25 protein-coding genes and 1 pseudogene are annotated in these 25,372 nt (G+C 73.9%); 15 read left to right on the top strand and 11 right to left on the bottom strand.

Annotation, left to right across the window (positions count from 1 at the left end):
- The first annotated feature begins 14 nt into the window (after window positions 1-14).
- The 5 genes from OG472_RS05950 (at window position 15) to OG472_RS05930 (ending at window position 6,242) form a co-directional block, all read left to right on the top strand.
- The gene (locus OG472_RS05950) at window positions 15-1,610 is read left to right on the top strand and encodes a GMC family oxidoreductase (RefSeq protein WP_405941060.1); all 1,596 of its coding nucleotides are present in this window, start codon (window positions 15-17) and stop codon (window positions 1,608-1,610) included.
- Window positions 1,607-2,725, top strand: coding sequence for a glycine betaine/L-proline ABC transporter ATP-binding protein (locus OG472_RS05945; RefSeq protein ID WP_401603318.1), 1,119 nt, complete (start codon window positions 1,607-1,609; stop codon window positions 2,723-2,725). Before OG472_RS05950 ends, OG472_RS05945 begins: the two co-directional genes overlap by 4 nt.
- 52 nt (window positions 2,726-2,777) lie before the next feature.
- Window positions 2,778-4,880, top strand: a complete 2,103-nt coding sequence (locus tag OG472_RS05940) for an ABC transporter permease subunit (RefSeq protein ID WP_401603316.1) — start codon at window positions 2,778-2,780, stop codon at window positions 4,878-4,880.
- 115 nt (window positions 4,881-4,995) lie between these two features.
- Window positions 4,996-5,877: an ABC transporter substrate-binding protein gene (locus OG472_RS05935; protein WP_405834784.1), complete on the top strand. Its 882-nt coding sequence runs from the start codon at window positions 4,996-4,998 to the stop codon at window positions 5,875-5,877.
- A gap of 149 nt (window positions 5,878-6,026) precedes the next feature.
- Entirely contained in the window at window positions 6,027-6,242 is a 216-nt protein-coding gene (locus tag OG472_RS05930) for a hypothetical protein (RefSeq protein WP_383564545.1), read from the top strand.
- Window positions 6,243-6,470: 228 nt separating this feature from the next.
- Here the strand turns inward: OG472_RS05930 and OG472_RS05925 are convergent, their stop codons facing one another.
- Complete coding sequence (locus OG472_RS05925; RefSeq protein ID WP_405828281.1) at window positions 6,471-6,893, bottom strand: STAS domain-containing protein; 423 nt, start codon at window positions 6,891-6,893, stop codon at window positions 6,471-6,473.
- Between the two features lie 188 nt (window positions 6,894-7,081).
- Between OG472_RS05925 and OG472_RS05920 the strand changes: the two genes are divergently transcribed.
- The gene (locus tag OG472_RS05920) at window positions 7,082-8,359 is read left to right on the top strand and encodes a winged helix DNA-binding domain-containing protein (RefSeq protein ID WP_405941059.1); all 1,278 of its coding nucleotides are present in this window, start codon (window positions 7,082-7,084) and stop codon (window positions 8,357-8,359) included.
- Window positions 8,360-8,711: 352 nt separating this feature from the next.
- On the opposite strand, the pseudogene OG472_RS05915 reads toward OG472_RS05920, so the two are convergent.
- From OG472_RS05915 to OG472_RS05905, 3 genes and pseudogenes are all read right to left on the bottom strand, one after another.
- Window positions 8,712-9,061: pseudogene (locus OG472_RS05915) on the bottom strand (hypothetical protein); the annotation flags it as partial.
- A gap of 129 nt (window positions 9,062-9,190) precedes the next feature.
- Complete coding sequence (locus tag OG472_RS05910; RefSeq protein WP_401603312.1) at window positions 9,191-9,793, bottom strand: TIGR03086 family metal-binding protein; 603 nt, start codon at window positions 9,791-9,793, stop codon at window positions 9,191-9,193.
- A gap of 148 nt (window positions 9,794-9,941) precedes the next feature.
- Window positions 9,942-10,373 carry an SMI1/KNR4 family protein gene (locus tag OG472_RS05905; RefSeq protein WP_405941058.1) on the bottom strand — a complete coding sequence of 144 codons (432 nt, stop codon included), beginning with the start codon at window positions 10,371-10,373 and terminating at the stop codon, window positions 9,942-9,944.
- A gap of 222 nt (window positions 10,374-10,595) precedes the next feature.
- Here OG472_RS05905 and OG472_RS05900 point away from each other — a divergent pair, with 222 nt between their 5' ends.
- Window positions 10,596-12,203, top strand: coding sequence for a phospholipase (locus tag OG472_RS05900; RefSeq protein ID WP_405941057.1), 1,608 nt, complete (start codon window positions 10,596-10,598; stop codon window positions 12,201-12,203).
- Window positions 12,204-12,249: 46 nt separating this feature from the next.
- Here the strand turns inward: OG472_RS05900 and OG472_RS05895 are convergent, their stop codons facing one another.
- Window positions 12,250-12,660: a DUF3224 domain-containing protein gene (locus tag OG472_RS05895; RefSeq protein WP_401603306.1), complete on the bottom strand. Its 411-nt coding sequence runs from the start codon at window positions 12,658-12,660 to the stop codon at window positions 12,250-12,252.
- Window positions 12,661-12,774: 114 nt separating this feature from the next.
- Here OG472_RS05895 and OG472_RS05890 point away from each other — a divergent pair, with 114 nt between their 5' ends.
- Together OG472_RS05890 and OG472_RS05885 are read left to right on the top strand one after the other, a co-directional pair.
- Window positions 12,775-13,749, top strand: coding sequence for a helix-turn-helix transcriptional regulator (locus tag OG472_RS05890; protein WP_405941056.1), 975 nt, complete (start codon window positions 12,775-12,777; stop codon window positions 13,747-13,749).
- 41 nt (window positions 13,750-13,790) lie between these two features.
- Window positions 13,791-14,261 carry a GNAT family N-acetyltransferase gene (locus tag OG472_RS05885; protein ID WP_405828271.1) on the top strand — a complete coding sequence of 157 codons (471 nt, stop codon included), beginning with the start codon at window positions 13,791-13,793 and terminating at the stop codon, window positions 14,259-14,261.
- Here OG472_RS05885 and OG472_RS05880 read toward each other — a convergent pair.
- From OG472_RS05880 to OG472_RS05870, 3 genes are all read right to left on the bottom strand, one after another.
- Window positions 14,248-15,120: a GNAT family N-acetyltransferase gene (locus tag OG472_RS05880; protein ID WP_405941055.1), complete on the bottom strand. Its 873-nt coding sequence runs from the start codon at window positions 15,118-15,120 to the stop codon at window positions 14,248-14,250. The genes OG472_RS05885 and OG472_RS05880 overlap by 14 nt on opposite strands.
- A 155-nt stretch (window positions 15,121-15,275) precedes the next feature.
- Complete coding sequence (locus OG472_RS05875) at window positions 15,276-16,628, bottom strand: hypothetical protein (protein WP_405941054.1); 1,353 nt, start codon at window positions 16,626-16,628, stop codon at window positions 15,276-15,278.
- Window positions 16,629-16,648: 20 nt separating this feature from the next.
- Window positions 16,649-17,098: a hypothetical protein gene (locus OG472_RS05870; protein ID WP_401603299.1), complete on the bottom strand. Its 450-nt coding sequence runs from the start codon at window positions 17,096-17,098 to the stop codon at window positions 16,649-16,651.
- Window positions 17,099-17,260: 162 nt separating this feature from the next.
- Here OG472_RS05870 and OG472_RS05865 point away from each other — a divergent pair, with 162 nt between their 5' ends.
- Window positions 17,261-17,557 (top strand): hypothetical protein, encoded by a 297-nt coding sequence (locus OG472_RS05865; protein ID WP_037806522.1) that lies wholly within the window; start codon window positions 17,261-17,263, stop codon window positions 17,555-17,557.
- Window positions 17,558-17,601: 44 nt separating this feature from the next.
- Here OG472_RS05865 and OG472_RS05860 read toward each other — a convergent pair whose 3' ends face one another.
- Both OG472_RS05860 and OG472_RS05855 read right to left on the bottom strand, forming a co-directional pair.
- A complete protein-coding gene (locus OG472_RS05860; protein WP_405941053.1) occupies window positions 17,602-18,441 on the bottom strand; it encodes a MerR family transcriptional regulator in 840 nt (279 codons plus the stop codon).
- Window positions 18,442-18,506: 65 nt separating this feature from the next.
- Window positions 18,507-18,941: a hypothetical protein gene (locus tag OG472_RS05855; RefSeq protein ID WP_405828264.1), complete on the bottom strand. Its 435-nt coding sequence runs from the start codon at window positions 18,939-18,941 to the stop codon at window positions 18,507-18,509.
- A 363-nt stretch (window positions 18,942-19,304) separates the two neighbouring features.
- On the opposite strand from OG472_RS05855, the gene OG472_RS05850 reads away from it, so the two are divergent.
- Both OG472_RS05850 and OG472_RS05845 read left to right on the top strand, forming a co-directional pair.
- Window positions 19,305-20,501 carry an MFS transporter gene (locus OG472_RS05850; RefSeq protein WP_405941052.1) on the top strand — a complete coding sequence of 399 codons (1,197 nt, stop codon included), beginning with the start codon at window positions 19,305-19,307 and terminating at the stop codon, window positions 20,499-20,501.
- A 263-nt stretch (window positions 20,502-20,764) separates the two neighbouring features.
- On the top strand, window positions 20,765-21,529 hold the full coding sequence (locus OG472_RS05845; RefSeq protein WP_405941051.1) for a peptidoglycan-binding protein: 765 nt from the start codon (window positions 20,765-20,767) through the stop codon (window positions 21,527-21,529).
- Between the two features lie 29 nt (window positions 21,530-21,558).
- Here the strand turns inward: OG472_RS05845 and OG472_RS05840 are convergent, their stop codons facing one another.
- Window positions 21,559-22,305, bottom strand: a complete 747-nt coding sequence (locus tag OG472_RS05840; RefSeq protein WP_401603289.1) for an SDR family oxidoreductase — start codon at window positions 22,303-22,305, stop codon at window positions 21,559-21,561.
- 176 nt (window positions 22,306-22,481) lie between these two features.
- On the opposite strand from OG472_RS05840, the gene OG472_RS05835 reads away from it, so the two are divergent.
- The 3 genes from OG472_RS05835 to OG472_RS05825 all read left to right on the top strand — a co-directional run bounded on the left by OG472_RS05835 (window position 22,482) and on the right by OG472_RS05825 (window position 25,369).
- Window positions 22,482-23,558 (top strand): RNA ligase (ATP), encoded by a 1,077-nt coding sequence (locus OG472_RS05835; protein WP_401603287.1) that lies wholly within the window; start codon window positions 22,482-22,484, stop codon window positions 23,556-23,558.
- A gap of 48 nt (window positions 23,559-23,606) precedes the next feature.
- Window positions 23,607-24,203 (top strand): HD domain-containing protein, encoded by a 597-nt coding sequence (locus OG472_RS05830; protein ID WP_405828254.1) that lies wholly within the window; start codon window positions 23,607-23,609, stop codon window positions 24,201-24,203.
- A gap of 248 nt (window positions 24,204-24,451) precedes the next feature.
- Window positions 24,452-25,369: an NADP-dependent oxidoreductase gene (locus tag OG472_RS05825; RefSeq protein ID WP_405943143.1), complete on the top strand. Its 918-nt coding sequence runs from the start codon at window positions 24,452-24,454 to the stop codon at window positions 25,367-25,369.
- The last annotated feature ends 3 nt before the right edge of the window (window positions 25,370-25,372 follow it).

Raw genomic sequence — 25,372 nt, 5'->3', positions numbered from 1 at the left:
GGAGGAGCAGAGCCATGACCACCCCCACGCACACCACCGAGCCAGCAGCGCACGAGCACGAGCCGGAGCACGGGTACGAGTACGAGTACGAGTACGACTACGTCGTCGTCGGCGGCGGCACCGCCGGCTCGGTGATCGCCTCCCGCCTCACCGAGGACCCGGACGTCACCGTCGCCGTCATCGAGGGCGGCCCCAGCGATGTCGACCGCCCCGACGTGCTCACCCTGCGCCGCTGGATGGGCCTGCTCGGCGGCGAGCTCGACTACGACTACCCCACCACCGAGCAGCCCCGCGGCAACTCGCACATCCGCCACAGCCGCGCCCGCGTCCTCGGCGGCTGCTCGTCGCACAACACCCTGATCGCCTTCAAGCCGCTCCCGTCCGACTGGGACGAGTGGGAGCGGGCGGGTGCCGAGGGCTGGGACGCGGCCGCCATGGACCCGTACTTCGACCGGCTCCTCAACAACATCGTCCCGGTGGCCGAGAAGGACCGAAACGCCATCGCGCGCGACTTCGTCGACTCCGCGCAGACCGCCCTGGGCGTCCCGCGCGTCGAGGGCTTCAACCGGAAGCCCTTCCACGAGGGCGCCGGCTTCTTCGACCTCGCCTACCACCCCGAGGACAACAAGCGCTCCTCCGCGTCGGTGGCCTACCTCCACCCCGTCATGGACGAACGCCCCAACCTCCGGATCCTGCTGGAGACCTGGGCCTACCGCCTGGAACTCGACGGCACCCGGGCGCGCGGAGTCCACGTACGGACCTCGGACGGCACGGAGCACCTCGTCACCGCACGCCGCGAGGTCCTGGTGTGCGCCGGCGCCGTGGACACCCCGCGGCTGCTGCTGCACTCGGGCATCGGCCCGCGCGCGGACCTGGAAGCCCTCGGCATCCCGCCGGTGCACGACCTGCCCGGGGTCGGGGAGAACCTGCTCGACCACCCCGAGTCGGTGATCGTCTGGGAGACCGACGGCCCAATACCGGAGAACTCCGCGATGGACAGCGACGCGGGGCTGTTCGTCCGGCGCGACCCCGACTCCGCGGGGCCCGACCTGATGTTCCACTTCTACCAGGTCCCCTTCACCGACAACCCCGAGCGCATCGGCTACGAGCGCCCCGCGCACGGCGTGTCGATGACCCCCAACATCCCGAAGCCGCGCAGCCGCGGCCGGCTCTACCTCACCAGCGCGGACCCCGAGGTGAAACCGGCCCTGGACTTCCGCTACTTCACGGACGAGGACGACTACGACGGCCGGACCCTGGTGGACGGCATCAAGCTCGCCCGCGAGATCGCCGCGACCCAGCCGCTCGCCGGCTGGCTGAAGCGCGAGGTGTGCCCCGGCCCGGAGATCACCGGCGACGAGGAGCTGAGCGCCTACGCCCGCTCCGTCGCGCACACCGTCTACCACCCGGCCGGCACCTGCCGGATGGGCGCCGCCGACGACCCCGGGGCCGTCGTGGGCCCGGACCTGAAGATCCGCGGGCTCGAGGGCATCCGCATCGCGGACGCCTCGGTCTTCCCGACGATGCCCGCGGTCAACCCGATGATCGGAGTGCTCATGGTCGGCGAAAAGGCTGCCGAACTGCTGTCCCGGGACGGTGGTACCCGATGACCACCACCCCCGCCGCACCGACCGGTCCCGCCACCTCCGCCGGCCCCGTCACCGATCCGGCCGCGTCCCCCGTCTTCTCCGTGGACGGCCTCTGGAAGGTCTTCGGCCCCGACAAGGCCGCCGCGAAGGTACCCGGCTCCGCCGACGCCGACCTGTCCGCCACCGAACTGCGCGAACGCACCGGCTGCACCGCGGCCGTCCGCGACGTCACCTTCGACGTCCGCAAGGGCGAGGTCTTCGTGGTGATGGGCCTGTCCGGCTCCGGCAAGTCCACCCTCGTACGCTGTCTCACCCGGCTCATCGAGCCCACCGCCGGAAGCCTGTCCATCGACGGCGAGGACGTCCTCGCCATGGACGCCACCCGGCTGCGCGCCCTGCGCCGCCACCGCGCCGCCATGGTCTTCCAGCACTTCGGCCTGCTCCCGCACCGCACCGTCCTCGACAACGTGGCGTACGGACTGGAGATCCAGGGCGTCGGCCGCGGCGACCGCCGGCACAAGGCCGCCGAACTCGTCGCCAAGGTCGGCCTCGAAGGCCTGGAGGACCGGCGCCCCGGCCAGCTCTCGGGCGGCCAGCAGCAGCGCGTCGGCCTGGCCCGCGCCCTCGCCGCGGACCCCGAAGTACTCCTGTTCGACGAACCGTTCAGCGCACTCGACCCCCTCATCCGGCGCGAGATGCAGGAGGAGGTCGCACGGCTCCACCACGAAGAGGGCCGCACCATGGTCTTCATCACCCACGACCTCGCCGAGGCCCTGCGCCTGGGCGACCGGATCGCGCTGATGCGCGACGGCCGCATCGTCCAGCTCGGCACGCCCGAGGAGATCGTCGGCTCGCCCGCCGACGACTACGTACGGGACTTCGTCCGCGGCGTCCCCCGCGAACAGGTGCTCACCGTCCGCACCGCGATGCGCCCCGCCGCCGCCGGCGAGGCCGAACAGGGACCCGCACTGGCCCCCGCCACCACCGTGGCCGAGGCCATCCATGCCGTCGCCCTGTACGGAGGTCCGGCCCGCGTCGTCGACCGCGGCCGCTGCCTGGGCGTCGTGGACGACGCGGGGCTGCTCGCCGTCGTGGCCGGACTCCCGGCCCCGGCCGGACGGGGGGTGGCGGCATGACCCGCCCGGCCCGTCCCAAGGTCCCCGTCCCCCACGCCCGGAGGTGGTGCGCATGACCGCGACCCCGACCCACACACCGGACCACACCTCACCCGACCCCCGCGCCGCCGTCCCCGCGCAGGCCCCGCGGTCCTCCGCACGGTCCGCCGGCCCGCGCCCCTGCGGACGGTCCGCCGGCCCGCGTCCCTCCCGCACCGCACCCGCTGCGCAGGACCGCCCGCGCAGAGCCCTGCCCGGTCTCGCCGGGCGCCGCGGACTCCTCCTCCCGTTGGGCGTCGCCGCCGCCCTGCTGATCCCGCTGGCCGTGGCCTTCCCGGGAGCCGGTAGCTGGCCCGCGGCCCTGGCCGTCGACCTGTCCGGACCGCTCGGCCGCGCCGGCGACTGGATCATCGACCACCGGGACAGCCACTGGCTGTTCCTCTACGGCTTCGGCCACGTCAGCAACGCCGTCGTGGTCGCCGTCCGCGCCGTGTACGTGCTCCTCCTCGCCGCCGGATGGACGGGCGTCACCGCCCTGGCCGCCCTGGTCGCCTGGCGCCTCGCCGGCATCCGGCTCGCCCTGACCTGCGCCGCCGCATTCGCCGCCTGCGGACTGCTCGGCATGTGGGTGCCGACCATGCAGACCCTCGCGCTGATGGTCGTCGCCGTCGCCGCCTCCGTCGCACTCGGCGCCCTGCTGGGCCTCGCGGCAGGGCTCTCCCCGCGCGCCGACCGCATGCTGCGCCCCGTACTCGACACCATGCAGATCCTGCCGGCCTTCGCGTACCTGCTGCCGATGGTGCTGGTCTTCGGCATCGGCGTGCCCGCCGCCGTCCTCGCCACCGTGGTCTACGCCGCCCCGCCCATGGCCCGCCTCACCGCCCTCGGCCTGCGGGAGGCCGACGCGGGCGTCATGGAGGCCGCCGCCTCGCTCGGCGCCACCGGCCGCCAGCGGCTGCTGACCGCCCGCCTCCCGCTCGCGCGCCGACAGCTCCTGCTCGGCGTCAACCAGGCCATCATGACGGGCCTGTCCATGGCCGTCATCGCCTCCGTCATCGGCGCGGGCGGCCTCGGCGACCGCGTCTACCAGGCCCTCGCCTCCGTGGACGTCGGCGCGGCCCTGGCCGCCGGCATCCCGATCGTGCTGCTCGCCGTGGTGCTGGACCGCACCGCCGACGCCGCCGGCCGCCGGATTGGCGCAGACCCCGTACCCGCCCGCGAACAGCACCTGCTGCGCCGGGTGTTCTCCGGCTGGTACGGCCGTCTCCTCACCCTCCTCGCGGCCGTGGCCGCCGCGGTCGCCGGCCGCATCGCCGACAGCTCCCTGTGGCCCGAGTCCTGGACCGTCTCCCTGGCCGCCCCCGTGAACGCGGCCGTCGCCTGGATGACCGACCACCTCTACTCCGGCGTACCCGTCGTCGGCGGCACCGCCGACTGGGCCGCCCGCTTCACCGGCTGGATCCTCGACCCGCTGCGCGGCGGGCTCCAGGCCGCTCCCTGGTGGCTGCTCCTGCTCGTGGCCTGCGCACTCGCCCTCCTCGCCGGCACCTGGCGCACCGCCCTCACCGCGGTCCTCGCCCTGGCCGCCGTCGGAGTGCTCGGTGTGTGGGAAGCCTCCCTGGACACGCTCTCCCAGGTCCTGGCCGCCGTGGCGGTCACGCTCGTACTCGGCTTCGCGATCGCCGTGGGCGCTGCCCGCAGCGCACGCGCCGAGCGGCTGCTGCGGCCCGTCCTCGACGTGTGCCAGACCCTGCCGCAGTTCGTCTACCTCATCCCCGTGGTCGCGCTGTTCGGCGTCGGCCGCGCACCCGCCGCCGCGGCCGCGGTGGTGTACGCGCTCCCGGCCGTCGTCCGGATCACCGTCCAGGGCCTGCGCGAGGTGGACCCGACCGTCGTGGAATCCGCCCGCTCGCTCGGAGCGACCCGCTCACAGCTGCTGCGGCAGGTCCAACTGCCCCTGGCCCGGCCGGCCTTGCTGCTGGCCGTCAACCAGGCCGTGGTACTGGTCCTCGCCGTCGTCATCATCGGCGGCCTGGTCGGCGGCGGCGCGCTCGGCTACGACGTCGTCCTCGGCCTCGCGCAGGGCGACCTGGCCACCGGCCTGGTGGCCGGCGCCGCGATCGTCTGCCTCGGACTGTTCCTCGACCGCGTCACCCAGCCCGCGAAGGAGGCCTGACATGCGCGGCGCACACCACCGGGCCCTCGGCCCGCTCCTCGACCGCCGGCGCGGCGCGGCCGTCCTCGCCGCCGCCACCGGACTCGCCGTCCTCACCGGCTGCGGGGCCGCCGACATGACCCGCCAGTCCTCGCCGTACGCCGCCGCGCAGGGCGCGAAGACCGTCACCCTCTCCGTCCAGTCGTGGGTCGGCGCCCAGGCGAACACCGCCGTCGCCGCCTACCTCCTCGAACACGAGCTGGGCTACCGGGTGGACACCGTCCAGGTCGACGAGGTCCCCGCGTGGGACGCCCTCAGCCAGGGCCGCGTCGACGCCATCCTGGAGGACTGGGGCCACCCCGAACAGGAGGAGCGGTACGTAGCGGGCAAGAAGACCATCACCCCCGGCGGGGACCTGGGAGTGACGGGCCACATCGGCTGGTTCGTCCCCACGTACTTCGCCGAGGCCCATCCCGACGTCACCGACTGGAAGAACCTCGACAAGTACGCAGACCAGCTCCGCACCCCCGAGAGCCGCGGCAAGGGCCAGCTGATGGACGGCTCCCCGTCCTACATCACGAACGACAAGGCACTGGTGAAGAACCTGGGCCTGGACTTCGAAGTGGTCTTCGCCGGCTCCGAGGCGGCCCAGATCACCCAGATCAAGCAGTTCGCCAAGGAGCACAAGCCCTTCCTGACGTACTGGTACGAGCCGCAGTGGCTCTTCGAACGCGTCCCGATGACCGAGGTGAAGCTCCCCGAGTACACCGAGGGCTGCGCGGACGATCCGGAGAAGGTGGCCTGCGCCTACCCGCACACACCGCTGCAGAAGTTCCTGAACACGCGCTTCGCGGAGTCGGGCGGAAAGGCGGCCGGCTTCCTGAAGAAGTTCCACTGGAACAAGGAGCAGCAGAACGAGGTGTCCCTGATGATCGCCGAGGAGAAGCTGCCGCCGGAGCAGGCGGCGAAGAAGTGGGTGGAGCGCAACGAGAACGTGTGGAAGCCCTGGGTGGAGTGACGACCCGTCCGAAGCGCAGGTGCCGCAAGTCATGACGCCGCCAGGTGGAGTTGGTCCAAGCCAAACATCACTCAACGTGTTTATCGTGCCCCATCTGGGAAACGCTGAGTAGCTACAAGAGGTAAGGGTCAAGGCGAAAGGCGGGAATCATGTCCGTGAGCATCGGGATCATCCTCGTCGTGGTGACGGCGGTCATCGCTGCGATCGCGCTCGCCCCGGCGGTGGCACCGGCGGAATCCGACCAAGGCGCAGCCCGGTCCCGTGACGAGGACGCACGCACGACCGGCCGGAGCCGGCGTCATGCCCGACGGCTGCGCCACATCCCACCGCAGCAGACCGGGGACCGCAGGCGAAGCTTCGGCTGAGCGGCGGCCACTGGCCGGCCCGCAGGGGGCCCGCGGCCATCGCGGGCCCCCTGGCCGGGGGTTACACCATCGCGCCGAAGACCGGGGGCGCCAGGGGGCAGTGGATCAGGGTTCTGGGAGGTGTGGTCAGAGGTGGCCGGGCAGGGCGTCGGTTCCGCGGCTGCCGGCGGTCCCCGTACAGCAGGAGGACCGCCGCGAGCATCGGAGTGCAGGTCAGGAGTATGAACGTCATGACGTCGCCTGTGTCGTCAGTGAGACAGCCCGGGGCTGCTGCTGCGTTGCAGCGGCGGCCGCGTGCAGGAGGCGTTTCACGGCCCGGGAGCGGTTCACGAGCCTGAGGCGGCGTCCGTGCCGGGGCCACCATTCGAGGACGGCCAGGAGGCCGGAGTCGGCGAAGGTGACGCGGGAGGCGTCCAGTACGAGGCCGGTGTAGCCGTCGTCGGCCGCCGAGGCCAGGAGCGCCCGCAGGGGGGCGGCGCTGAAGTGGTCGATCTCCCCGCCGAGGCCGACGACCAGAGTGGCGCCGAGGGTGGTGCAGGAGTGGACGACTATGCCGCCGGGCGCGGCGTCAGCGCCCGAGTCGTGCACGGCGGGAGGGGCCAGGGGCGCGAGAGCGGCGGGCAGTATCGGAGCGGTGCTTGAGGTACTCACATCCCCATCAACGCTTCCCACCCGGTGCAGGGAAACGAGCCACGCGATCCTTTCACCCCATGTGACCAGTGGTGATCCCCGACAGGAGGAAAGACTCCACCCGGATGAGGGGGCAGCCGCCCGCCGCGCGGCCGGCATGCGAAGCGGCTGCGGGCCCTGGTCCTGCCGGCGAGACGTAGCGTGGCCCCATGCAGCCGATCCCGGTGTCCTGGACCGCCGCGAACGCCCGTCGGATGGACCGGCAAGGACTCCTCACCCCTGCCTCGACCGCCGGGACCTCGCCCGCTGACATCGCCGGGCGGATGCTCGGCGCGCACGCCCAGGTGATGTCCGCGGCGGAACTCTCCCTCGCGCTGCGCCTGGACGGCGCTACCCGCACCGACGTACGCGACGCACTGACCGGCGGACCCGGACCGGCCCACGGACCCGACCCGGCCCACGGACCCGGACCGGCCCCCGGACCCGACCCGGCCCACGGACCCGAGCCGGCCCACGGACCCGACCCGGGACCGCGACCGCGAGCGCGACCGGGCACGCTGGTCAAGACCTTCGGGCCGCGCGGCACCATCCATCTGCTGCCCGCCCAGGACCTGCCCTGGTGGACCGGGGCCCTCTCCGCTCTGCCCGCCCGCCCCGGCACCCTGAGCCCCGAGGCCCGGATGACGGCCGCCCAGACGGACGAGGTGCTCGCGGCGATCGGCGACGCGCTGACCGGCGCCGAACTGACGGTGGACGAGCTCACCGAGGCGATCGTGGCACGGACCGGTTCCTGGGCCGCGGACCCGGTCATGCCCGCCTTCCAGACGTTGTGGCCGCGCTGGCGCCAGGTCACGCACACCGCCGCGCAGCGCGGAGTGCTCGCGTTCGGCCGCGATCGGGGCCGCAAGGTCACGTACACCAACCCCGGCTGCACCCCTGCCCCTCCCACCCGGTCGCTCCACGAGCTGGTCAACCGGTACCTGCGCGCCTACGGACCGGCCACCGCCGAGGACTTCGCCGCCTGGCTCGCCGCTCCCAAGGGCTGGGCCGCGGCACTCTTCGCCTCCCTCGCCGAGAAGGGCCGCATCGAGGCCGTGGCCTTCGCGTCCGGCCGCGCATGGGTCGCCGCCGGCGACACCGCCTTCCCGGACGAACCCGCGCGTGGCGTGCGGCTGCTGCCCTACTTCGACGCGTACGCCGTCGCCTGCCGACCCCGCGAACTGCTCTTCCCCGGCTCTGCGGCCACCCGCGCCCTGGCGGGCGGCCAGGCCGGCAACCACCCCGTCCTCCTGGTCGACGGCACGGTCGCCGGTGTCTGGCACCAGCGCCGTACGGGCCGCCGCATCGCGCTGACCGTGGAACTGCTGAGCCGACTGAGCGCGGCCCACCGCCGCGCACTGGAGGAACAGGCCGAACGTACGGGCGCCATGCTCGAGGGAACCGCGGACCTCACACTCGGCAAGGTCACGACGGGCCCCCACGCCTGACCCGCACCGCCCGTCTCGGGCAAGGCCCCGGCCGGTCCTCGAACGAGTCCACGTCGACGGGCGGCGGTGGGTGGCAGTCCGGTTGCCTCGTATGGCCGTCCGCGAGCGGCACACCCGGCAGCACGCCGCGAAGACCGCTTGCACGGTCGTGTGGAAGGCGGTCACGACGTGCCGCTCGCATCCTGGGGGTGCGCAGCCAATTCGTCGGTGCAGCCGCCCACGGCGACGCCGGGCTCTGAGCCTCCAGCGCGGGATCCGCCCCTCTTCGGGTTCGGCAGCGCGCCGGACGACCTGGGGCTGCCTCGCCAGGCGACGGGCCGACGTCCTCTCCGTGATGCTCCCGGACGACACCTCCTACGTCACGGAGCACATCAAGTCGTTCCTGGCCCTGCAACTCCCGCAGGTCGACCTCGAAGTCGACTTCATCGTCAGCATGGCAAACGAGAGACCGCCAACACATCGGCAGTCGGCGCCAGACCCTCAGGTCCGGGCACTCGGCATCCGCCGAGCGGGACAGCACGGCCTCCGCTCGGGGCACCGGAGGCACGGCCGCGCCTTCGGAGTACCAGCACTTCCAGCCTCTCTCCGCGACAAGATCGAGGACCGGCTGCCAGTCCTCCACCGAGGCATCCGGTACGCGCACGTCCGGCAGCGCCCAGTCAAGTCCGGGTCGAAGAAGCAGCTCACGTCATCCCACAGCAGCGGCCGTCCCGCCGTGCTGCCCGGCTCCCCGACCCGACGCACTCCCGTTTCTCCTGACCGAGTAGCCGTTGTCCCCTGCGCGCAGGCGCCGACCGGTGTGAGCGCCCGATGGGCGGCAGGCGGCCCGTGTCAGGGGGACGCCGGGGGAGTCCAGCCCGGATCGCGGCCGCTCAGCCCGACTGCCCGGTCCAGCAGCGGGGCGTCGTCCGGTACGGGTACGACGGGGCCGAAGATGCCCCCGCCGCGGCTCTCGTCCTCGGCGGCCGCCAGGAGGAACGCGTGCGAGGCGTGCAGCGCGGCCTGATCAGGTGTGTACTCCTGGCCGGTGGCCCGGGCCAGGTCCCAGCCGTGAACGACCAGTTCGTCGGCAGCCACCGCCCCCGCGATGTCGCCGGGCAGGTCCACTCCGCCCGCGCGGGTCATGCCGGTCCAGGCGGCGGGGTCCCTCCAGGCCTCGGCCAGCTCGCCGAGGACCCGGGGCAGTTCCTCGCGCCAGCCGGCGGGCAGGGCGGACGCGGCCGGGTCGGGGGCCGTGTCGGTCGTGGGGCCCAGGTCCTTGCGGGCGGCGTCGCGGAAGGCGACGGCGAGGCCTGTGAGGTGGCTCAGCAGGACGCTGACCGCGTACTCGGGGCAGGGCGTCGGGTCGGCGAGCCGGGCGTCCGGGACACCTGCCGCGAGACGGGCCACGATCCGGGCTTGTGGTCCGAGGTCAAGGGTTGTCGTACGGGTCATCTGCCGCTCCTTCGGGGCGATGGGTCTGAAGGGTAGACCGGCGGCGGGGCCCGTACTCATCGCGACGCGGTCCGAATGTTCACCCGGGCGGATCGGGTCGGAGCCTTCCGTTGCCGCACTCGGCGCTGCCGGTCGCGGGGGCTGGTCGTCAGCGGTACCAGTCTTCGCCGGCGTGGGAAAGCGCACGGTGAAGGTACTGCTCCAGATCGGCCGCCACCCACGTGCGACTGTCGTTCTCGTGGTCCCAGACGAAGACGTCGGGGCGTTGAGGGGTGCACACGAAGGCGAATTGATCGCCGCCGCCGTTGTCACCGAAGAACATCAGTGCGTCGAACGGCATGTACAGCGTTCGGAGGCTTTCTGAGGTCCGGAATTCTGCGTTGTTCAGGCCGATGTGCGCCGCGTTCCAGACGACGTCTGTTCCGTCTTCATCGACCACGCCATTGCATTCGAGGAGCAGCTCTCGCAGGGGCGTCGGGAGTGTCTGTCCCAACTGGAGCTCCAGGTCAAGCAGATCCTGTTCGGTCGCGGGGTGCCCCGGTTCGACGCCATCGAACTGTTCTGTGAGCTCACGCCACACGTGTCCTCCAAGGTTGCATCGGTTCTTCTCTCGCGTCGGATTCGCCGCCGTTCCGACCCGGTGTGCCGGACGGTCTGCGGGCGGTCCGGCGCGGGTGGCCGGAACTCGCCCGAGGCAGGTGAACAGAGGGCTACGTGCTGGTAACTTGCGGGAGTTGATCAAGGTCGGAGGTGTGGCCGACCACGCTGCCGGCCTGAGCCACCCCCCAGTCAAGGAACCACATTGGCACGCACCGTCCGTACGGCGGCCCTCGTCTCGACCTCGGCCCTCGCGCTCGGCTTCTCCCTCCTCGGCGCCACCGCCCCCGCGTCCGCCGCGGATGCGCCCACACCGCACCTGGACTCGGTCGAGCAGACCCTGCGTCAGGTCTCGCCGGGCCTGGAGGGCTCGGTCTGGGAACGCACCTCCGGCAACCGGCTCGGCTCCACCACCCCCGGCGGCGCCGACTGGCTGCTCCAGACCCCCGGCTGCTGGGGTGACGCCACCTGCGCCGACCGGCCCGGATCCCGCCGTCTCCTGGAGAAGATGCGCCAGGACATCGCCGGCGCCCGGCAAACGGTGGACATATCGACGCTGGCGCCCTTCCCCAACGGCGGGTACCAGGAAGCCATCGTCGCGGGCCTCAGGGAATCCGCCCAGAAGGGCAACCGGCTGAAGGTGCGCATCCTGGTCGGCGCCGCGCCCATCTACCACTCCACGGTGATCCCGTCGTCGTACCGGGACGAGCTGCTCGCGAAACTCGGACCGGCCGCCGCGGGCAACATCACCCTCAACGTGGCCTCGATGACCACCTCGAAGACCGCGTTCTCCTGGAACCACTCCAAGCTGGTCGTGGTGGACGGCGGTTCGGTGATCACCGGCGGCATCAACAGCTGGAAGGACGACTACCTCGAGACCTCCCACCCGGTGAGCGACGTCGACCTCGCGCTGTCCGGGCCCGCCGCCGGCTCGGCGGGCCGCTACCTGGACTCCCTGTGGGACTGGACCTGCCGCAACAAGAGCACCTGGAGCTCGGTCTGGTTCGCCGCCTCGCCCGGCGCGGACTGCATGCCCTCCCTGCCCCGGCCCGCCTCCCCGGAGGGCGGGGGGAACGTTCCCGCGCTCGCCGTCGGCGGCCTCGGCGTGGGCATCCGGCAGAACGACCCCACCTCGTCCTTCCGCCCGGTCCTGCCCACGGCCGGCGACACCAAGTGCGGCATCGGGGTGTACGACAGGACGAACGCCGACCGGGACTACGACACCGTCAACCCGGAGGAGAGCGCCCTGCGCGCCCTCGTCTCCAGCGCGACCTCGCACATCGAGATCTCCCAGCAGGACGTGCACGCCACCTGCCCGCCGCTGCCCCGCTACGACGTACGCCTCTACGACGCCCTGGCCGCGAAGCTCGCCTCCGGGGTGAAGGTCCGCATCGTCGTGAGCGACCCGGCGAACCGCGGCACCATCGGCAGCGGCGGCTACTCGCAGATCAAGTCGCTCTCCGAGGTGAGCGACGCCCTGCGCGGCCGGGTGACGGCCCTGACCGGTGACGGCGGCCGGGCGCGCACGGCGATGTGCGAGAACCTCCAGCTGGCCACGTTCCGTGCCTCCGACCAGCCGACCTGGGCGGACGGCAAGCCCTACGCCCAGCACCACAAGCTGGTCTCGGTCGACGGATCGGCCTTCTACATCGGCTCCAAGAACCTGTACCCGTCCTGGCTGCAGGACTTCGGCTACGTCGTCGAGAGCCCGGCGGCGGCCGGACAGCTGAAGAGCGACCTGCTGGACCCGCAGTGGCGGTACTCCCAGGCCACCGCGACGTACGACTACGCCCGCGGCCTCTGCCAGGGCTGACGGCCCCTGACCGGCTGCTGCCGCCGAGGGCGGCAGCAGCCGGTCCTCAGGTCAGGTCGTAGGTGAAGGAGTAGGCGACGGAGGAATCGCCGTGGCGGTAGGTGAAGCCTCCGGAGCCCGTCAGTCCGGCGAGGTCTCCGGTGGCGGAGCCGGGAACCACCTCGAAGCGGCAGACGGTGCCGCCGGCGTCGAAGGTGCCGCGCTCCTCGAGCACGAAACTGCCCTTGCGGCCGTCGACGCTGCCCGTCACCAGTTCCATGCCGCTGTAGCCGCCGACGTTCTCCCCGGTGTAGGCGATCGTGTAGTCGCACGCGGTCCCGGCCGCCTCGATCCCGCCGGTGAAGGCATTGGTGACACGGGCGTGGGCGAGCCGCGGAACGGCCTCCGTGGATCCGACGGGGTTCTCCTCCCAGTTGGCGAAGGTGAAGCGGCCACCGGTCTCTACGGGCGTGGGCATGGCTGTCCTCTCGGCCGGCCGGACGGTCTGTTCCGCCCGGCGGTTCATCAGGCTGTGCCCCAGGCTGGCAGCCGTACCTGACACCTTCTGTCAGGTACGGAGGACAATGGACGCATGCGCGCCGACCGGCTCCTCTCCCTGCTCCTGCTGCTGCAGAACCGCGGCCGGATGACCGCGCCCGAGCTCGCCGCCGAGCTGGAGGTGTCCCTGCGCACGGTCTACCGGGACGTCGAGGCCCTCGGCGCCTCCGGCATCCCCGTCCTCGCCGACCGCGGGCCGGCCGGCGGGTACCGGCTCGCCGAGGGCTACCGCACCCGCCTCACCGGTCTCACCGACGCCCAGGCCGGCTCCCTCTTCCTGGCCGGCGCCCCCGGACCCGCGCAGGAACTGGGCCTCGGCGCCGACCTGGCCGCCGCCCAGCTGAAGCTGCAGGCCGCGCTGCCCGCCGCACTCGCCGGACGGGCCCGGCGGATCCAGGACCGCTTCCACCTCGACGCGCCCGCCTGGTTCCGGGAGGCCGACCCCGTCCCGCACCTCGCGCAGATCGCCCAGGCCGTATGGGACCAGCGCGTCCTGCACGCCCACTACCGCCGCTGGCGCGGCGAGGTGCGGCGCGAGCTGCACCCGCTCGGCCTCGTCCTCAAGGGCGGCATCTGGTACCTGGTGGCCGGGGCCGGGGACGCCGTACGGACTTACCGGGTCGCCCGGTTCCTCGCTGTGGAGACCGCGGCGGAGGGCTTCGAACGGCCCGCCGGTTTCGAACTCGCCGCGTACTGGCAGGAGTCCACCAGCCGCCTGGACGCCGTACTCCACCAGCAGACCGCAGAACTGCGCCTGTCCCCGCGCGGACAGCGGCTGCTGCCCATGCAGTTCGGGGCGGCCGGCAACCGGGCACTCGCCGACGCCGGCCCGGCCGACGCGGACGGCTGGGTCCGGGTGCTCCTGCCCGTCGAGTCGGAGGCGATCGCCGTCGGCGACCTGCTCCGGCTGGGCGCGGAGGCCGAGGTGCTCGGCCCGCCCGAACTGCGCCGCGCCCTCGCGGAAACGGTGGCCGCACTGGCCGGACGGTACGCCCGACCCGCGACGTAGGGTGGCGTCGTGAGCGAACGGCCGGGCTGGGGGGAGCGCACGTGAAGATCGGGCTGCGAGAGACGGAAGACAGTGATCTCGATGTGTTCTGGGAGCAGTTGACCGACCCGAGGCTCCAGTACATGGCGGCGATCACCAGGAAGTACCACTACGACCGGGGCCACTTCGACGCGCACTGGGCGAAGGTGCGCCACGACCCCATGGTGACCCTGCGCACGGTGCTGGCCGACGGGGCGGTGGTCGGGCACGCCGCCGTCTACGGGCCGCCCGGGGAGCGCGAGGTGACGTACGTGATCGGCCGCGAGCACTGGGGGCGGGGCATCGCCACCCGGGCGCTGGCCGAGCTGATCCGACTGGAGGACACCCGCCCGCTGCACGCCGGGGCGGTGGCCGACAACGCGGGCTCGATCCGCGTGTTGGAGAAGTGCGGGTTCACCGTCACCGGCCGCGAGCGCGAATTCGCGCGGGCCCGCGGCGCAGAGGTGGACGTCGTCCTGCTCACCCTGAGCTGAGGCGCCCGCCCCGGCCGCCGCCGGACTCCCAGCGGACCTCACCGTCCCGGCGCCGCCCGGTCGGGCGCAGCCCGCAGCCGGCGGCGACCGCCGCCGAGGCGGCGTGCTCCGGGTGGATGTGCGCGACCAGCAGGCCGACGGGCAGCGGCGCCAGCCAGGCCGCGACGGCCCGGGCGGCCTCCGAGGCGAAGCCGTGGCCCTGCCAGGGGGTGCCGACGACCCAGGCGAGCTCGGCCGCGCCGTGTGCCGGGCTGATCGTGGCCTGGACGGTGCCCACCAGCCGTCCCTGCCCGCGCAGCCGCAGCACCCAGTTGGCCCAGACGGTCGCGGGGTCGGGGGAGCCGGCGGTGAGCCGCTCGTAGCGGGTGCGGAGCTCGTCCCGCGCCAGCGGCGCACCCCCGGTGAACGCGTGCAGGGCGGGGTCGGCCAGGACGAGGCTCATCTCGTCGGCGTGCGCGGGGAGCAGCGGGAGCAGGTCCAGGCGGCGGGTGGCGAGGGCGCCGGGCCGGATCGCGGGCCGGCGCACCTTGGCCGCCGCGCCGGGGCGGGGTACGCCGTCCACGGCCAGGCAGATGCCCAGTACCCGTTCGTGGCCGGTCCAGCCGTTGACGTGGCCGTGGTTGTCGCTGATCTGCACGCGCCGGCGCGGGATGTCCACCGCCGACACGAGATGCAGGTACACGGTGCCCGAGACGCGGGCGAGGACGATGTCGCCGACCTCGACCAGCGCCGGGTCGGCCGGCGCGACCAGGACCCGCTGCCGGCTGTGGACCAGCGGCACCATGGATCCGCCGGTCGGCCGCAATTCCACGGTCTCGCCCCGGCCGATGCGGTCCGCCTGTGTGTCGAGCATGCCCATCGGGTGAGTCTCCCGGCGCGGGGGCGTACCCGGCCACCGGATTTCTCCCGGAACCGCCCCGCCCGGCCGGCGGTCATGCACGGTGAACACCGAAACCGGGGCACCGGCATCAGGGCATCAGGGGACCAGGGCCTGCGCGGTGGGTAGGCGAAGCCTCAGAACGGGGGACAGTCGCTGTAGCCCACCGGCTCCGGCGGCGGGGAGGCGGGGCGCGGCGTTCGCAGCAGCGCGACGGCTTCCTCGGCCCGCCCCAGCTCCACCAGCATCGGGCCGAGGGCCTGTTGGTGCTCCAACCGGTCCTCCTCCAGGAGGGCGACGGCCTCCTGCGGACGTCCGGCGCCCGCCAGCAGGCCGGCCAGGCTTTCCACCGCGTACGGGCTTCGGCCCTCCGGGTGCGCGAGGGCCTCCCGCACCGCCTCGTCCAGCCGCCCGCAGGCCGCCAGGAGCGGGCCCCTCAGCCGGAACAGCTCCCACTCCTCCTTGCCCCGCCGGGCCTTGAGGGCGTCCAGGTGGGCGAGGCCCTCCTCGGCGCGGCCCTCGGCGGCGAACAGCCCGCACAGCAGGTCCAGGGTGCAGTCCTCAGAGCTGTTCAGCGAGCGCAGCACCTCGACGGCCTCGGCGCCCCGCCCGTGCCGGGCCAGCAGCTCCGCGAGCAGGGTCGGGGCGTGCCAAGCGTCGCGCTCCGCGTGCTCGCGGTACGCCTCGACCGCGCCCGCCACGTCGCCGCGGGCTTCCAGGAACTCCGCCAGGTGGCGGACGGCTTGGGGCCGGTCCTCGCCCGCCGCGTACGCGCGCAGCTCGCCGATCCGGCCGTGCCGCACCAGCAGTTCGGCCAGCGGGTCGCGGTTGTTGACCGGAACGGAGCCGTAGGAGCGCAGCACCGCGACCGCCTCGTCCGTACGGCCCTGCCGCTCGCGAACGGACGCCAGCAGGTTCACCGCGTTGAACGGCTCCCTGTACCGCTCACCGCATTCCCGGCTGCCGCACCGTGCGCACGGATTCCGGGATGCGATGCGGGCCTCCAGCAGCGCCGCGACCTCCTCGCCCCGGCCCAGGCCGATGCCCACCTCGACCAGGGGCTCGGCCAGAAACCAGTCGGGGACGTGCGGCAGGAGCAGCTCGTACGCCTCCTCGCCCTGTCCGCGCCGGGCCAGGAGGAGGGCCAGGTCGCGCAGCGCGGACCGTTCCCCGTCCCGGGCGAAGGGGCGGACGAGGGAGACGGCCTCCTCGCCCCGGCCCTCGGCGTCCAGCAGCCGGGCGGCCTCCGCGGCCGCCGTCCACCAGCCGGTACCGACGTACGGGGCCAGGACCGCGAGGGCCTCCTCCGGCCGGCCCCGGTCCGTGAGCAGACGCGCCCAGGCGCGGGCGCAGAACCAGTCGCCGTCCTCCGCCAGGGCCTGTGCGCGGACCAAGCCGGCGTGCCCGAGGGCGAGGAGCCGGTCCACGAGGTCCGGCGGCACGCACTCCTCGTGCATCCGGGTCCGGCGGTCGAGTACGGCGGAGTCCATGCCCGCAGCCTAAGGGGCGGCTACGGGGGCTCCACCTCCAGGAAGCGGCGCCGACGCGGGCCCCGGTACAGGAGGCAGACCCAGCCCAGCTGTTCGAGCACGGCCGCGCAGGCCGTCAGCCGTTCCTGTTCCTCCTCGGCCGCACCGCCGCCCGGTGGCCCGAGCCAGGTCACCTCCACCCGCCCGGGCTGGGGCCCGGCGGCCACCCGGTAGCCCGTGCGCGTACGCCGGCCCTCCGCGTCCACCGCCGACGGCGTGATCCCCGCCGCCTCCAGGACGAGGGCCACCGCGCGCGGCGCCTGCCGCACCTCCCACGGCGCGGGAACCGCCGCGCCCGCCGGGCCGTTGACCAGACGACGGATCTGCAGCAGCCCCTCGTAGGCCGTGCGCAGCTCCGCCTCCCGCCGGCCGGGCGGCGGCTCCGGGCCGTCGCCGGTCGCGGCCTCGAAGCCCTGCCCCGCTGCCGTCATCGCCCCGCACCCTCCCCGTTCTCGTCACGTGCCCGTCGGGACCGTCGAGCCCGCCGTGGTCGCCTCGCCCACGGGCCCGTCCGCCCGTCTGAGTATGTTGCGCCCAACGGCCTGAGTATCCGCCCCGATTCCCCGCCGGGCCGCCGCTGGTCGAATGGGGTCATGACTTCCGACGCCCCGCGCAGCGCGACCGTCCGCCCGCGCATGCAGCACGTGACCACCGCAGGCTCGGCCCTGGCCGTGGCGCTGGTCCCGCTCGTCGTCGGCGTCCTGTTCGCCAAGGCGATGGCCGCCGACCCGATGACCCCGGTCAACGCCCTGATCGCGGGCGGCGGCCAGCGGGCCGCCCTGCCGCGGGGCGAGTGGAAGCGGCGCGGCCACAGCACCCTGCGCCGGTTCCGTACGGTCCGGCGCGACACGGCGCGCCGCTGCGCGCACGTCTGCGGCCGCCGTCCCTGACGCCCCGGGCGCCAGGGCGCGGGCGTCAGGGCGGTCTCCGGGCGTCAGGACGTGGCGAGCGGCTCCTGGAGTTCGGTGACCCACTGGTCCGGGTCCTGCGGGCAGGAGAGGGTCAGCTCCCGCGCGTATCCCGCAGAGCGGTGGCCGTGCGCGTCGATCCACCGCGCCAGCGCCTGCGCGGTCGGCAGCACGCCGTCCATCGAGCCCCGGTGGACCACGGTCGCGGCCCGCTCCACGCCGGGCAGCGCGACGATCCGCACGCCGTCCCCGAGGTCCTCGGCGCGGACCGAGGCCGCCACCGGCAGACCGGCGTGGACGAGGACCGCCGTTCCGGAGTCCGCGCCCGGCGCGTCCTCGTAGTAGGCGGTGCCGGGGCCGGTCGGGACGACCCCGGCCTCCTCGACGCGGCGGCACAGCTCGTCGTAGAGCGGGCCGATGACCGGCCCGATGTCCTGCGGTTCGTAACTGGCGGCCGTCCCGGTCAGCTCGGCGAGCCGGACGGGCGGAAGGCTCTTCACGACGATGTCGTCGGCAGGCATGGTTCCCTCGTTCTCGATGGTCCGGAGCCTCGCCTCGACCTGGACCAGCCGGGCCGCCGCGGCGGCCATGGCGGTCTCCAGTTCCGCCTGCCGCAGCCGCAGCATGCCGCGCAGCTCCTCCGCGCCCACCCGCTCGTCGAGGATCGTCCCCACCTGGTCGAGGCTGAAGCCGAGTTCCTTGAGCGCGATGACACGGTTGAGGCGGGCGAGCTGCCCGGCCTCGTAGAAGCGGTAGCCGGTGAACGGGTCGACACGCGCCGGGCGCAGCAGTCCGAGGGCGTCGTAGTGACGCAGCATGCGGACCGACACCCGGCCGTGTTTGGCGAAGTCTCCGATGGTGAACATGACGCGCTCCACTACAAGGTCTGACACAGGGAGAGGGTCAAGCGTCGCACCCGGCGCGGAGACGGTCAGCGGCCGTACTGCCGCAGACACAGATCGACGATGGACGGCGGTACGACCCCGTCCGCGGCCGCGCACAGCTCGTCGATGCGGGGCGGCGGGGCCGGCCGCCGGCGCTGGTGCGGGTGCGCGGTCGCGGGCCCCGGCACACGCGCCCGCCGGGGCGGCGTCGCCTTGGCGCGGGCCCGGTCGGGGGACGGCGCGGGCCCCGGGCCGGGGTCCTGTTCCGGGTCCGGGTGCGGGTCCGCGTCCGGGTCGTGCCCGGCGGTCGTGGGAAGCCTCCCCAAGGGCAGCGCCAGGGGTGTGGGGAGCTCGGGCGCGTCGGCGGGCGGTACGGAACCGCGTACGGGAACCGGAGCCGCATCCTGCGGTGCGACGGAGACACAGCCGGCGCTCGCGAGGAGCGCGACGAGGGAGAGGGGCACGGCCCGGCGTAACTGCATCCGACCACCTTGCCGTACGGTGCGGCCCGCCCGGTTCCACGCCTCACGCGTCCGGGTGACACCGCCCCGTGGTTGCGGCCGGGGCGTGTGGGAGATTGGAACGGCGTGCGGGCGACGGGGGAGGCGCGACCTCCGGAGCCCCGCGCCGCCGCGTCCTGCCAGCCGAACGCCCGTACGGAGTGCCCGTCCATGACCTCAGCCGCCGCGCCCGGCAACCCCACGCCGCCCCCGGATTCCACCGCCGGGCCCACACCGCAGCCCGCTGCCCCGTCCCTGCCCGCGGCCCGGTCCGAACCGGGGAGCAGATCGACACCGGGGAGCAGGTCCGAACGGGGGAGCAGATCCGGACCGGGGAGCGGACCCGTGCCCGGAAAGGGTCCCGCGCCGTGGAAGGGCTGGGCGGCCGTGTGCGCCGTCGCGCTCGGGATCTTCTGCGTCATCACCTCCGAGCTGCTGCCCGTCGGGCTCCTCACGCCGGTCGGCGCCGACCTGGACGTCTCCGACGGGACCGCCGGGCTGATGGTCACCGTGCCCGGGCTGGTCGCCGGATGCTTCGCTCCGCTGGTCACCGTCGGCGCCGGCCGGCTCGACCGGCGGCTCGTGCTGTGCGTGCTCATCGCCCTGATGGCCGCCGCCAACCTCGCCGCCGCCCTCGCCCCGAACTTCGCCGTCGTACTGGCGGCCCGGCTGCTGGTCGGCGTCAGCGTCGGCGGCTTCTGGGCCATCGCCGGGGGACTCGCCGTGCGTCTCGTCCCCGAGCGCCACGTCGGCCGGGCGACCGCCCTCGTCTTCGGCGGCGTTCCCACCGCCTCCGTGCTCGGTGTGCCGGCCGGCACCCTGCTCGGCGAACACGGCGGCTGGCGGACCGCCTTCGCGGCGGTCGGCGCCCTCGGCCTCGTCACGCTGACCGCCCTGGTCCTGCTGCTGCCCGCGCTGCCGCCGACCCGCCCCGTAGCCTTCCCCGAACTGCCCGCCCTGCTCCGGGGGAACCGTGCGGTCCGGGCCGGGGTGATCGTCACCTTCCTCGTGGTGACCGGGCAGTTCGCCGCCTACACCTTCGTCCGGCCGATCCTGCAGGACGTCTCCGGCATCGACGCCGGATTCGTCAGCACGCTCCTGCTCGGCTACGGCGTCGCCGGTGTCGCCGGCAACTTCCTGGCCGGGGCGCGCGACGCGTACCGGACGCTGCTCGTGGTCAGCGCCTGCCTCACCGTGATCCTCGCGCTCATCGCCGTCCTCCCGGGACCCGTCGCCGGGACCGCGCTGCTGCTCGCCTGGGGACTCGCGTACGGCGGGGTCTCGGTGAGCGTCCAGGGCTGGATGATCAAGGCCTCCCCGGACGCGCCCGAGGCGGCCTCCTCGCTCATGGTGGCCATGTTCAACCTCGCCATAGCCGCGGGCGCGCTGTTCGGCGGCCTCGCCGTCGACGGCATCTCCGCGCCCGCCGCCCCGCTCGGCGGAGCCGCCCTGATGCTCGCCGCCGCCTGCACCGTCTGGGCCACGGCGGTCCGCCGCACCGACAGACGGGATGGACAGGTGGATACCGGACATCAGGCTTGACCCGGACCCTGCCGGAGGGCAAGAGTGCGCCGATCAAGAGCCACCGCTTGAGCCGCACTTCGGAGATACGCCAGATGTCCCAATACGTCCGCTCATCGCTCGTCCCTGCCACGACCGGCGGTTCTCCGGCACTCGGCACCCGCGGCGTCCCCGCCGCCGGTGTGCCCCTGGCTCCCGCCGCCCGGCGGCGCAGAGCCTGACCGGCCGGGTGGGGGCCGGCACCGCACCGCCGCGCCGGCCCCCGTCCCTGCCGGGGAGACACCATGTCCCAGCACCCTGATGAGAGCGGGCTCGTCCCCGACGACCACCTGCTCGTACGCCCGTACGTCGCCCCCTCGGGCCGGCCGCCCCGGTCGACGGCGCCCGCCTGGCCGCAGACCGGACCCCTCGCCTTCCCCGGACCGGCGAGCGGCCCGCACGGCGGACCCGATGAGGCCCCCGCCCCTGCCCCTGCCCCCGCCCTCGTCCCCGCGCGCGGCGCCGTTCGCCGTGCCGCGGACTCCGGGAGCCGCAGCGGCGGCCGCAGCCGGCTTCCGCTGGCCGTCGGCATCCTGCTCGCGCTCGCCGGGGTCGGCGCGCTGGTGCCCCTGCTGAGCGGGCCCGAGCCGGAGCCGCCGCGGGCCGGCCCGCCGCCCGAGCTGTCCCTGCCGGCGCTCCCGGCGCGCAGCCCGGGCGCCGACGTCACCGCAGGGCCCCGGCCGACCGCGTCCGCACGGTCCGGGGCGCCCTCGGCCACCCCGACGACGGAACCTCCCACGACCGCGAGCGAGGGCGCGGATCGGACGCCCTCGCCGAGCGCGTCGCCGCGACCGTCGGATGCCTACGTGACCCTGCGGATGGGGGACAAGGGGCCCGAGGTCCGCGCCCTGCAGGAGATGCTCTACGGGCAGGGGTTCACGTACGTCTCCGTCACCGGCGTCTACGACGGCCAGACCAAGCGCGGTGTCAGCCAGCTCCAGCGCGACCGGTCCATCAAGGGAGACCCGCAAGGCGTCTACGGCCCCGCCACCCAGGCGGCGATGAGGTAGCGCCCCGGACCTCCGGCGGCCGTGGGGGATCAGCGGCCGCCGGAGACCCGCAGCACGGTTCCCGTCGTGTACGAGGCCTCCGGGGACAGCAGCCAGGCGATGGCCCCGGCGATCTCCTCGGGCCGGCCGGGCCGTCCGAGCGGGATCCCGGCCGCCGCCCGTGCCGGGCGGTCGGGATCGCCCATCGCCGCGTGCATGTCGGTCTCGATGATGCCGGGCGCGACCGCGTTGACCCGGATCCCGTCCGGGCCGAGCTCCTTGGCGAGGCCCACGGTCAGCGCGTCGGCGGCCGCCTTGGTCGCCGCGTAGTGCACGTAGTCCCCGGGGCTGCCGAGGGTGGCGGCCGCAGAGGAGACGTTCACGATCGCCCCGCCTCCGGACTCCGCCATGTCCCGGGCGGCCCGGCGGCAGCACAGCAGGTACCCGAGGAGGTTCACCTCGACCACCCGCCGCAGGTCCTCGGTCCGGGCGTCGGCGAGGCGGCCCAGGGGGCCGGTCACCCCGGCGTTGTTGACCAGGCCGGTCGGCGTGCCGAGTTCGGCGCCGGCGATGTCGAAGAGCCGCTCGACGGCGCACTCCTCGGAGGTGTCGCCGCGTACGGTCACACAGCGGGCCCCTGTGGCGCGTACGGCCTCGGCGACGGCCTCGGCGGCCGCCTCGTCCCGGGCGTAGCCCAGTGCCAGGTCGTGCCCGTCGGCGGCCAGCCGCAGGGCGGTCGCCGCACCGATGCCCCTGCTGCCACCGGTGACGACGGTGACCGGACGACGTCGTGCCACGGGAGCCTCCTGCGGACGGTGGAACAGCGGATGTCGGAACACAGCACGCGGTGCGGCAGGCTAACACCGTGATATTCGCTGGACCAGCGAAAATGCCGGCCGGAGAGTGATCCTCACCGACGCGCCGCCGCAGGACGGCACGTCGTCCGCGTCCCTGAACACGCAGGAGTCCCTCCATGTCGACTTTGAGAGTCACCGCCGAAGAGCTGACCGTCCACGAGCACCCGAACGCCGACGCGTTGGAGCTGGCCCAGGTGGGCCTGTACCGCGCCGTGATCGCCAAGGGTGCCTACCGCACCGGCGAGTTCGCGCTCTACATACCCGAACAGGCCGTGCTGCCCGCCGGACTGATCGAGGAGCTCGGTCTCACCGGGCGGCTCGCCGGCGGCTCCGCCGACCGGGTCAAGGCGGTCCGGCTGCGCGGCGAACTCTCGCAGGGACTGGTGTGCCGGCCGCGCGCGCTCGCCGGCGTCGACCTCGTACGGGCGGCCAAGGAGGGCACGGACTTCGCGGAGCTGCTCGGCATCACCAAATGGTCCCCGCCCATCCCCACGACGATGAACGGCGAAGTCGAAGCCGCCGCCGACCTGATGCCGTGGGTCGACATCGAGAACCTCCAGCGCTACCCGCACATCTTCGAGCCGGGCGAGCAGGTCGTCCTCACGGAGAAACTGCACGGCACCGCCTGCCTGTTCACGTACGTGGTCCAGGAGGAGCGCTCCCTCGTCTCCTCCAAGGGCTTCGGCTCGAAGGGGCTGGCGCTCAAGGAGGACGAGCGCAACCTCTACTGGCGGGCCGTACGCGGCCACGGCGTGCCGGCCGTCGCGGCGGCCCTGGCCGCCCGGCTCGGCGCCACCCGGGTCGGGATCTTCGCCGAGGTGTACGGCGCGGGCGTCCAGGACCTGGCCTACGGGACCGACGTGCGCACCGCCGACACGCCACCCGGGTACGCCGTCTTCGACGTGTCCGCCGAGATCGACGGGCAGGTGCGCTGGCTGGACCCGGCCGCCGTCCTGACCGACGGGGAACTGCCGCTGGTGCCACGGCTGTACGAGGGCCCGTACGACCTCGACAGGGTGCTGGAGCTGGCGAGCGGCCGCGAGACCGTGTCCGGGCGGGCCGTGCACCTGCGCGAGGGCGTCGTGATCCGCCCGTCGACGGAGCGCTACAGTCCGGTCGTCGGCGGCCGGGCCATCGCCAAGGCGGTCAGCCCTGCCTACCTGACCCGCAAGGGCGGCACCGAGTACGAGTGATCGTGCAGCGCCGAGCGCTCAGCGCTCAGTGCTTCCTAGGATGATCCGATGTCCCGGAACGATGCCTTGTCGAGGGCGCTCGACACCCCGGGGGATCCGCCGCTGCGGCCCCTTCCGCCCACCGTGTCCGCGCTGTTGCGCGCGCTGGCCGCCCCACCCCGGCTGGCCGCGCACCTGCGGCTCGTGCACGACGTCGCCCACGAGCTGGCCGACTGGCTGGCGGGGCACTGCCCGGGCCTGGCCTTCGACCGGGAGGCGGTGCTCTTCGGGGCGGCCACCCACGACATCGGCAAGACCGTGCACACGGCCGAACTCGGCGGACCGGGTTCCGAGCACGAGCCGGCGGGCCGGGAACTGCTGCTGGCGCACGGGTTCACCGAGCGGCAGGCCCGGTTCGCCGCGACGCACGCCGCGTGGGGCGAAGGCACGGTGAGCACCGAGGAGTTGCTGGTCAGCCTCGCGGACAAGGTGTGGAAGGGCAAGCGGGTCCAGGACCTGGAGGACCTCGTGGTGGGCCGCATGGCGGGGGCGGCCGGCGTCGAGCGCTGGGAGGCGTACCTGGAGCTGGACGGGTTGCTCGGGCGGATCGCCGAGGGGGCGGACGGGCGGCTCGACTTCCAGGCCGCCTTTCCCGTGCACGCGTGACCGGCCCGGGGTGACCGGCCCCGCTTGGCCGGTCCCGCCCGACCGGCCGTGCCGGACCGCCCAGGTGTGACCGGCCGCGCCTGACGGCGATGCCGTGCCGTGCCGTCGGCCCGGGACGCGCCGCGCCGCGTTCGCCCCGCATCGTGGGGTGGGCGCGGGGTGCATGGTGGGATGGACCGGGGGCGGGTCCACCAGCACACGGAGAGGTCGGGTACATGTCCCAGTCGGGCCGGAGCAGTCAGGAAACCATGCGGGCGATGGCGTACGAGACGTACGGCGGGACGGAGGTGCTCGCCGAGATCCGGCTGCCACTGCCCAAGTGCGGCCCCGGCGAGGTGCTCGTCCGGGTGAAGTACGCCGGGGTCAACCCCGTCGACTGGAAGATCATGTCGGGCGCGCTCGACACCCTGATGGACGTCGTCTACCCGGTGATCCCCGGCTGGGACGTGGCCGGCACCGTCGAGCGGGTCGGCATCGACGTCCCCGAGTACGCCGAGGGCGACGAGGTCATCGCCTACGCCCGCAAGGACTACCTGCACGGCGGCACCTTCGCCGAGTTCGTCACCGTGCCCGTACGCGCCCTCGCGCACAAGCCCTCTTCGCTGAGCTGGCCCGAGGCCGCCGGGCTCCCGCTGGCCGGGCTCACCGCCTACCAGCTGCTCACCCGCCTCGGCACCGGCAAGGACGACACGGTCCTCATCCACGGCGCCGCGGGCGGTGTCGGCTCCCTCGGCGTGCAGATCGCCCGCACGCTCGGTGCCCGCGTCATCGGCACCGCCTCCCCGCGCAACCACGACCGGGTGCGCGAACTCGGCGGCGAACCCGTCGAGTACGGAGAAGGCCTGGCCGACCGCGTCCGCGCCCTCGTGCCCGACGGGCCCACCGTCGTCGCGGACTTCGTGGGCGGCGTCGGCGGTGTCACCCGGGAAGTCCTGCACGACGACGGCCGGCACGCCTCCATCGCCGACCCCAGCGTGCTCGGATCGGGCGGCGAGTGGATGTGGGTCCGCCCGGTCGGCAGCGACCTCGCCGAACTGGGCCGGCTCGCCGACAGCGGACAGCTGAAGGTGCCGGTCGCCAAGACCTTCCCGCTGGCCGAGCTCGCGGCGGCCTTCGAGCTGAGCCAGGGCGGACACACGGCGGGGAAGATCGTCATCGAGGTCTGACCC

The organism is Streptomyces sp. NBC_00207 (assembly GCF_045160965.1).
In the GTDB taxonomy this organism is placed as follows: domain Bacteria; phylum Actinomycetota; class Actinomycetes; order Streptomycetales; family Streptomycetaceae; genus Streptomyces.
This window is presented reverse-complemented; position numbering and strand designations above follow the sequence as displayed.

Excerpts from the sequence above, each read along its gene's own strand:
- OG472_RS05950 (WP_405941060.1), top strand. The coding sequence starts at position 15 with ATGACCACCCCCACGCACACCACCGAGCCAGCAGCGCACGAGCACGAG.
- OG472_RS05945 (WP_401603318.1), top strand. The coding sequence starts at position 1,607 with ATGACCACCACCCCCGCCGCACCGACCGGTCCCGCCACCTCCGCCGGC.
- OG472_RS05940 (WP_401603316.1), top strand. The coding sequence starts at position 2,778 with ATGACCGCGACCCCGACCCACACACCGGACCACACCTCACCCGACCCC.
- OG472_RS05935 (WP_405834784.1), top strand. The coding sequence starts at position 4,996 with ATGACCCGCCAGTCCTCGCCGTACGCCGCCGCGCAGGGCGCGAAGACC.
- OG472_RS05930 (WP_383564545.1), top strand. The coding sequence starts at position 6,027 with ATGTCCGTGAGCATCGGGATCATCCTCGTCGTGGTGACGGCGGTCATC.
- OG472_RS05920 (WP_405941059.1), top strand. The coding sequence starts at position 7,082 with ATGCAGCCGATCCCGGTGTCCTGGACCGCCGCGAACGCCCGTCGGATG.
- OG472_RS05910 (WP_401603312.1), bottom strand. The coding sequence starts at position 9,793 with ATGACCCGTACGACAACCCTTGACCTCGGACCACAAGCCCGGATCGTG.
- OG472_RS05895 (WP_401603306.1), bottom strand. The coding sequence starts at position 12,660 with ATGCCCACGCCCGTAGAGACCGGTGGCCGCTTCACCTTCGCCAACTGG.
- OG472_RS05890 (WP_405941056.1), top strand. The coding sequence starts at position 12,775 with ATGCGCGCCGACCGGCTCCTCTCCCTGCTCCTGCTGCTGCAGAACCGC.
- OG472_RS05880 (WP_405941055.1), bottom strand. The coding sequence starts at position 15,120 with ATGGGCATGCTCGACACACAGGCGGACCGCATCGGCCGGGGCGAGACC.
- OG472_RS05875 (WP_405941054.1), bottom strand. The coding sequence starts at position 16,628 with ATGGACTCCGCCGTACTCGACCGCCGGACCCGGATGCACGAGGAGTGC.
- OG472_RS05870 (WP_401603299.1), bottom strand. The coding sequence starts at position 17,098 with ATGACGGCAGCGGGGCAGGGCTTCGAGGCCGCGACCGGCGACGGCCCG.
- OG472_RS05865 (WP_037806522.1), top strand. The coding sequence starts at position 17,261 with ATGACTTCCGACGCCCCGCGCAGCGCGACCGTCCGCCCGCGCATGCAG.
- OG472_RS05860 (WP_405941053.1), bottom strand. The coding sequence starts at position 18,441 with ATGTTCACCATCGGAGACTTCGCCAAACACGGCCGGGTGTCGGTCCGC.
- OG472_RS05855 (WP_405828264.1), bottom strand. The coding sequence starts at position 18,941 with ATGCAGTTACGCCGGGCCGTGCCCCTCTCCCTCGTCGCGCTCCTCGCG.
- OG472_RS05845 (WP_405941051.1), top strand. The coding sequence starts at position 20,765 with ATGTCCCAGCACCCTGATGAGAGCGGGCTCGTCCCCGACGACCACCTG.
- OG472_RS05835 (WP_401603287.1), top strand. The coding sequence starts at position 22,482 with ATGTCGACTTTGAGAGTCACCGCCGAAGAGCTGACCGTCCACGAGCAC.
- OG472_RS05830 (WP_405828254.1), top strand. The coding sequence starts at position 23,607 with ATGTCCCGGAACGATGCCTTGTCGAGGGCGCTCGACACCCCGGGGGAT.
- OG472_RS05825 (WP_405943143.1), top strand. The coding sequence starts at position 24,452 with ATGCGGGCGATGGCGTACGAGACGTACGGCGGGACGGAGGTGCTCGCC.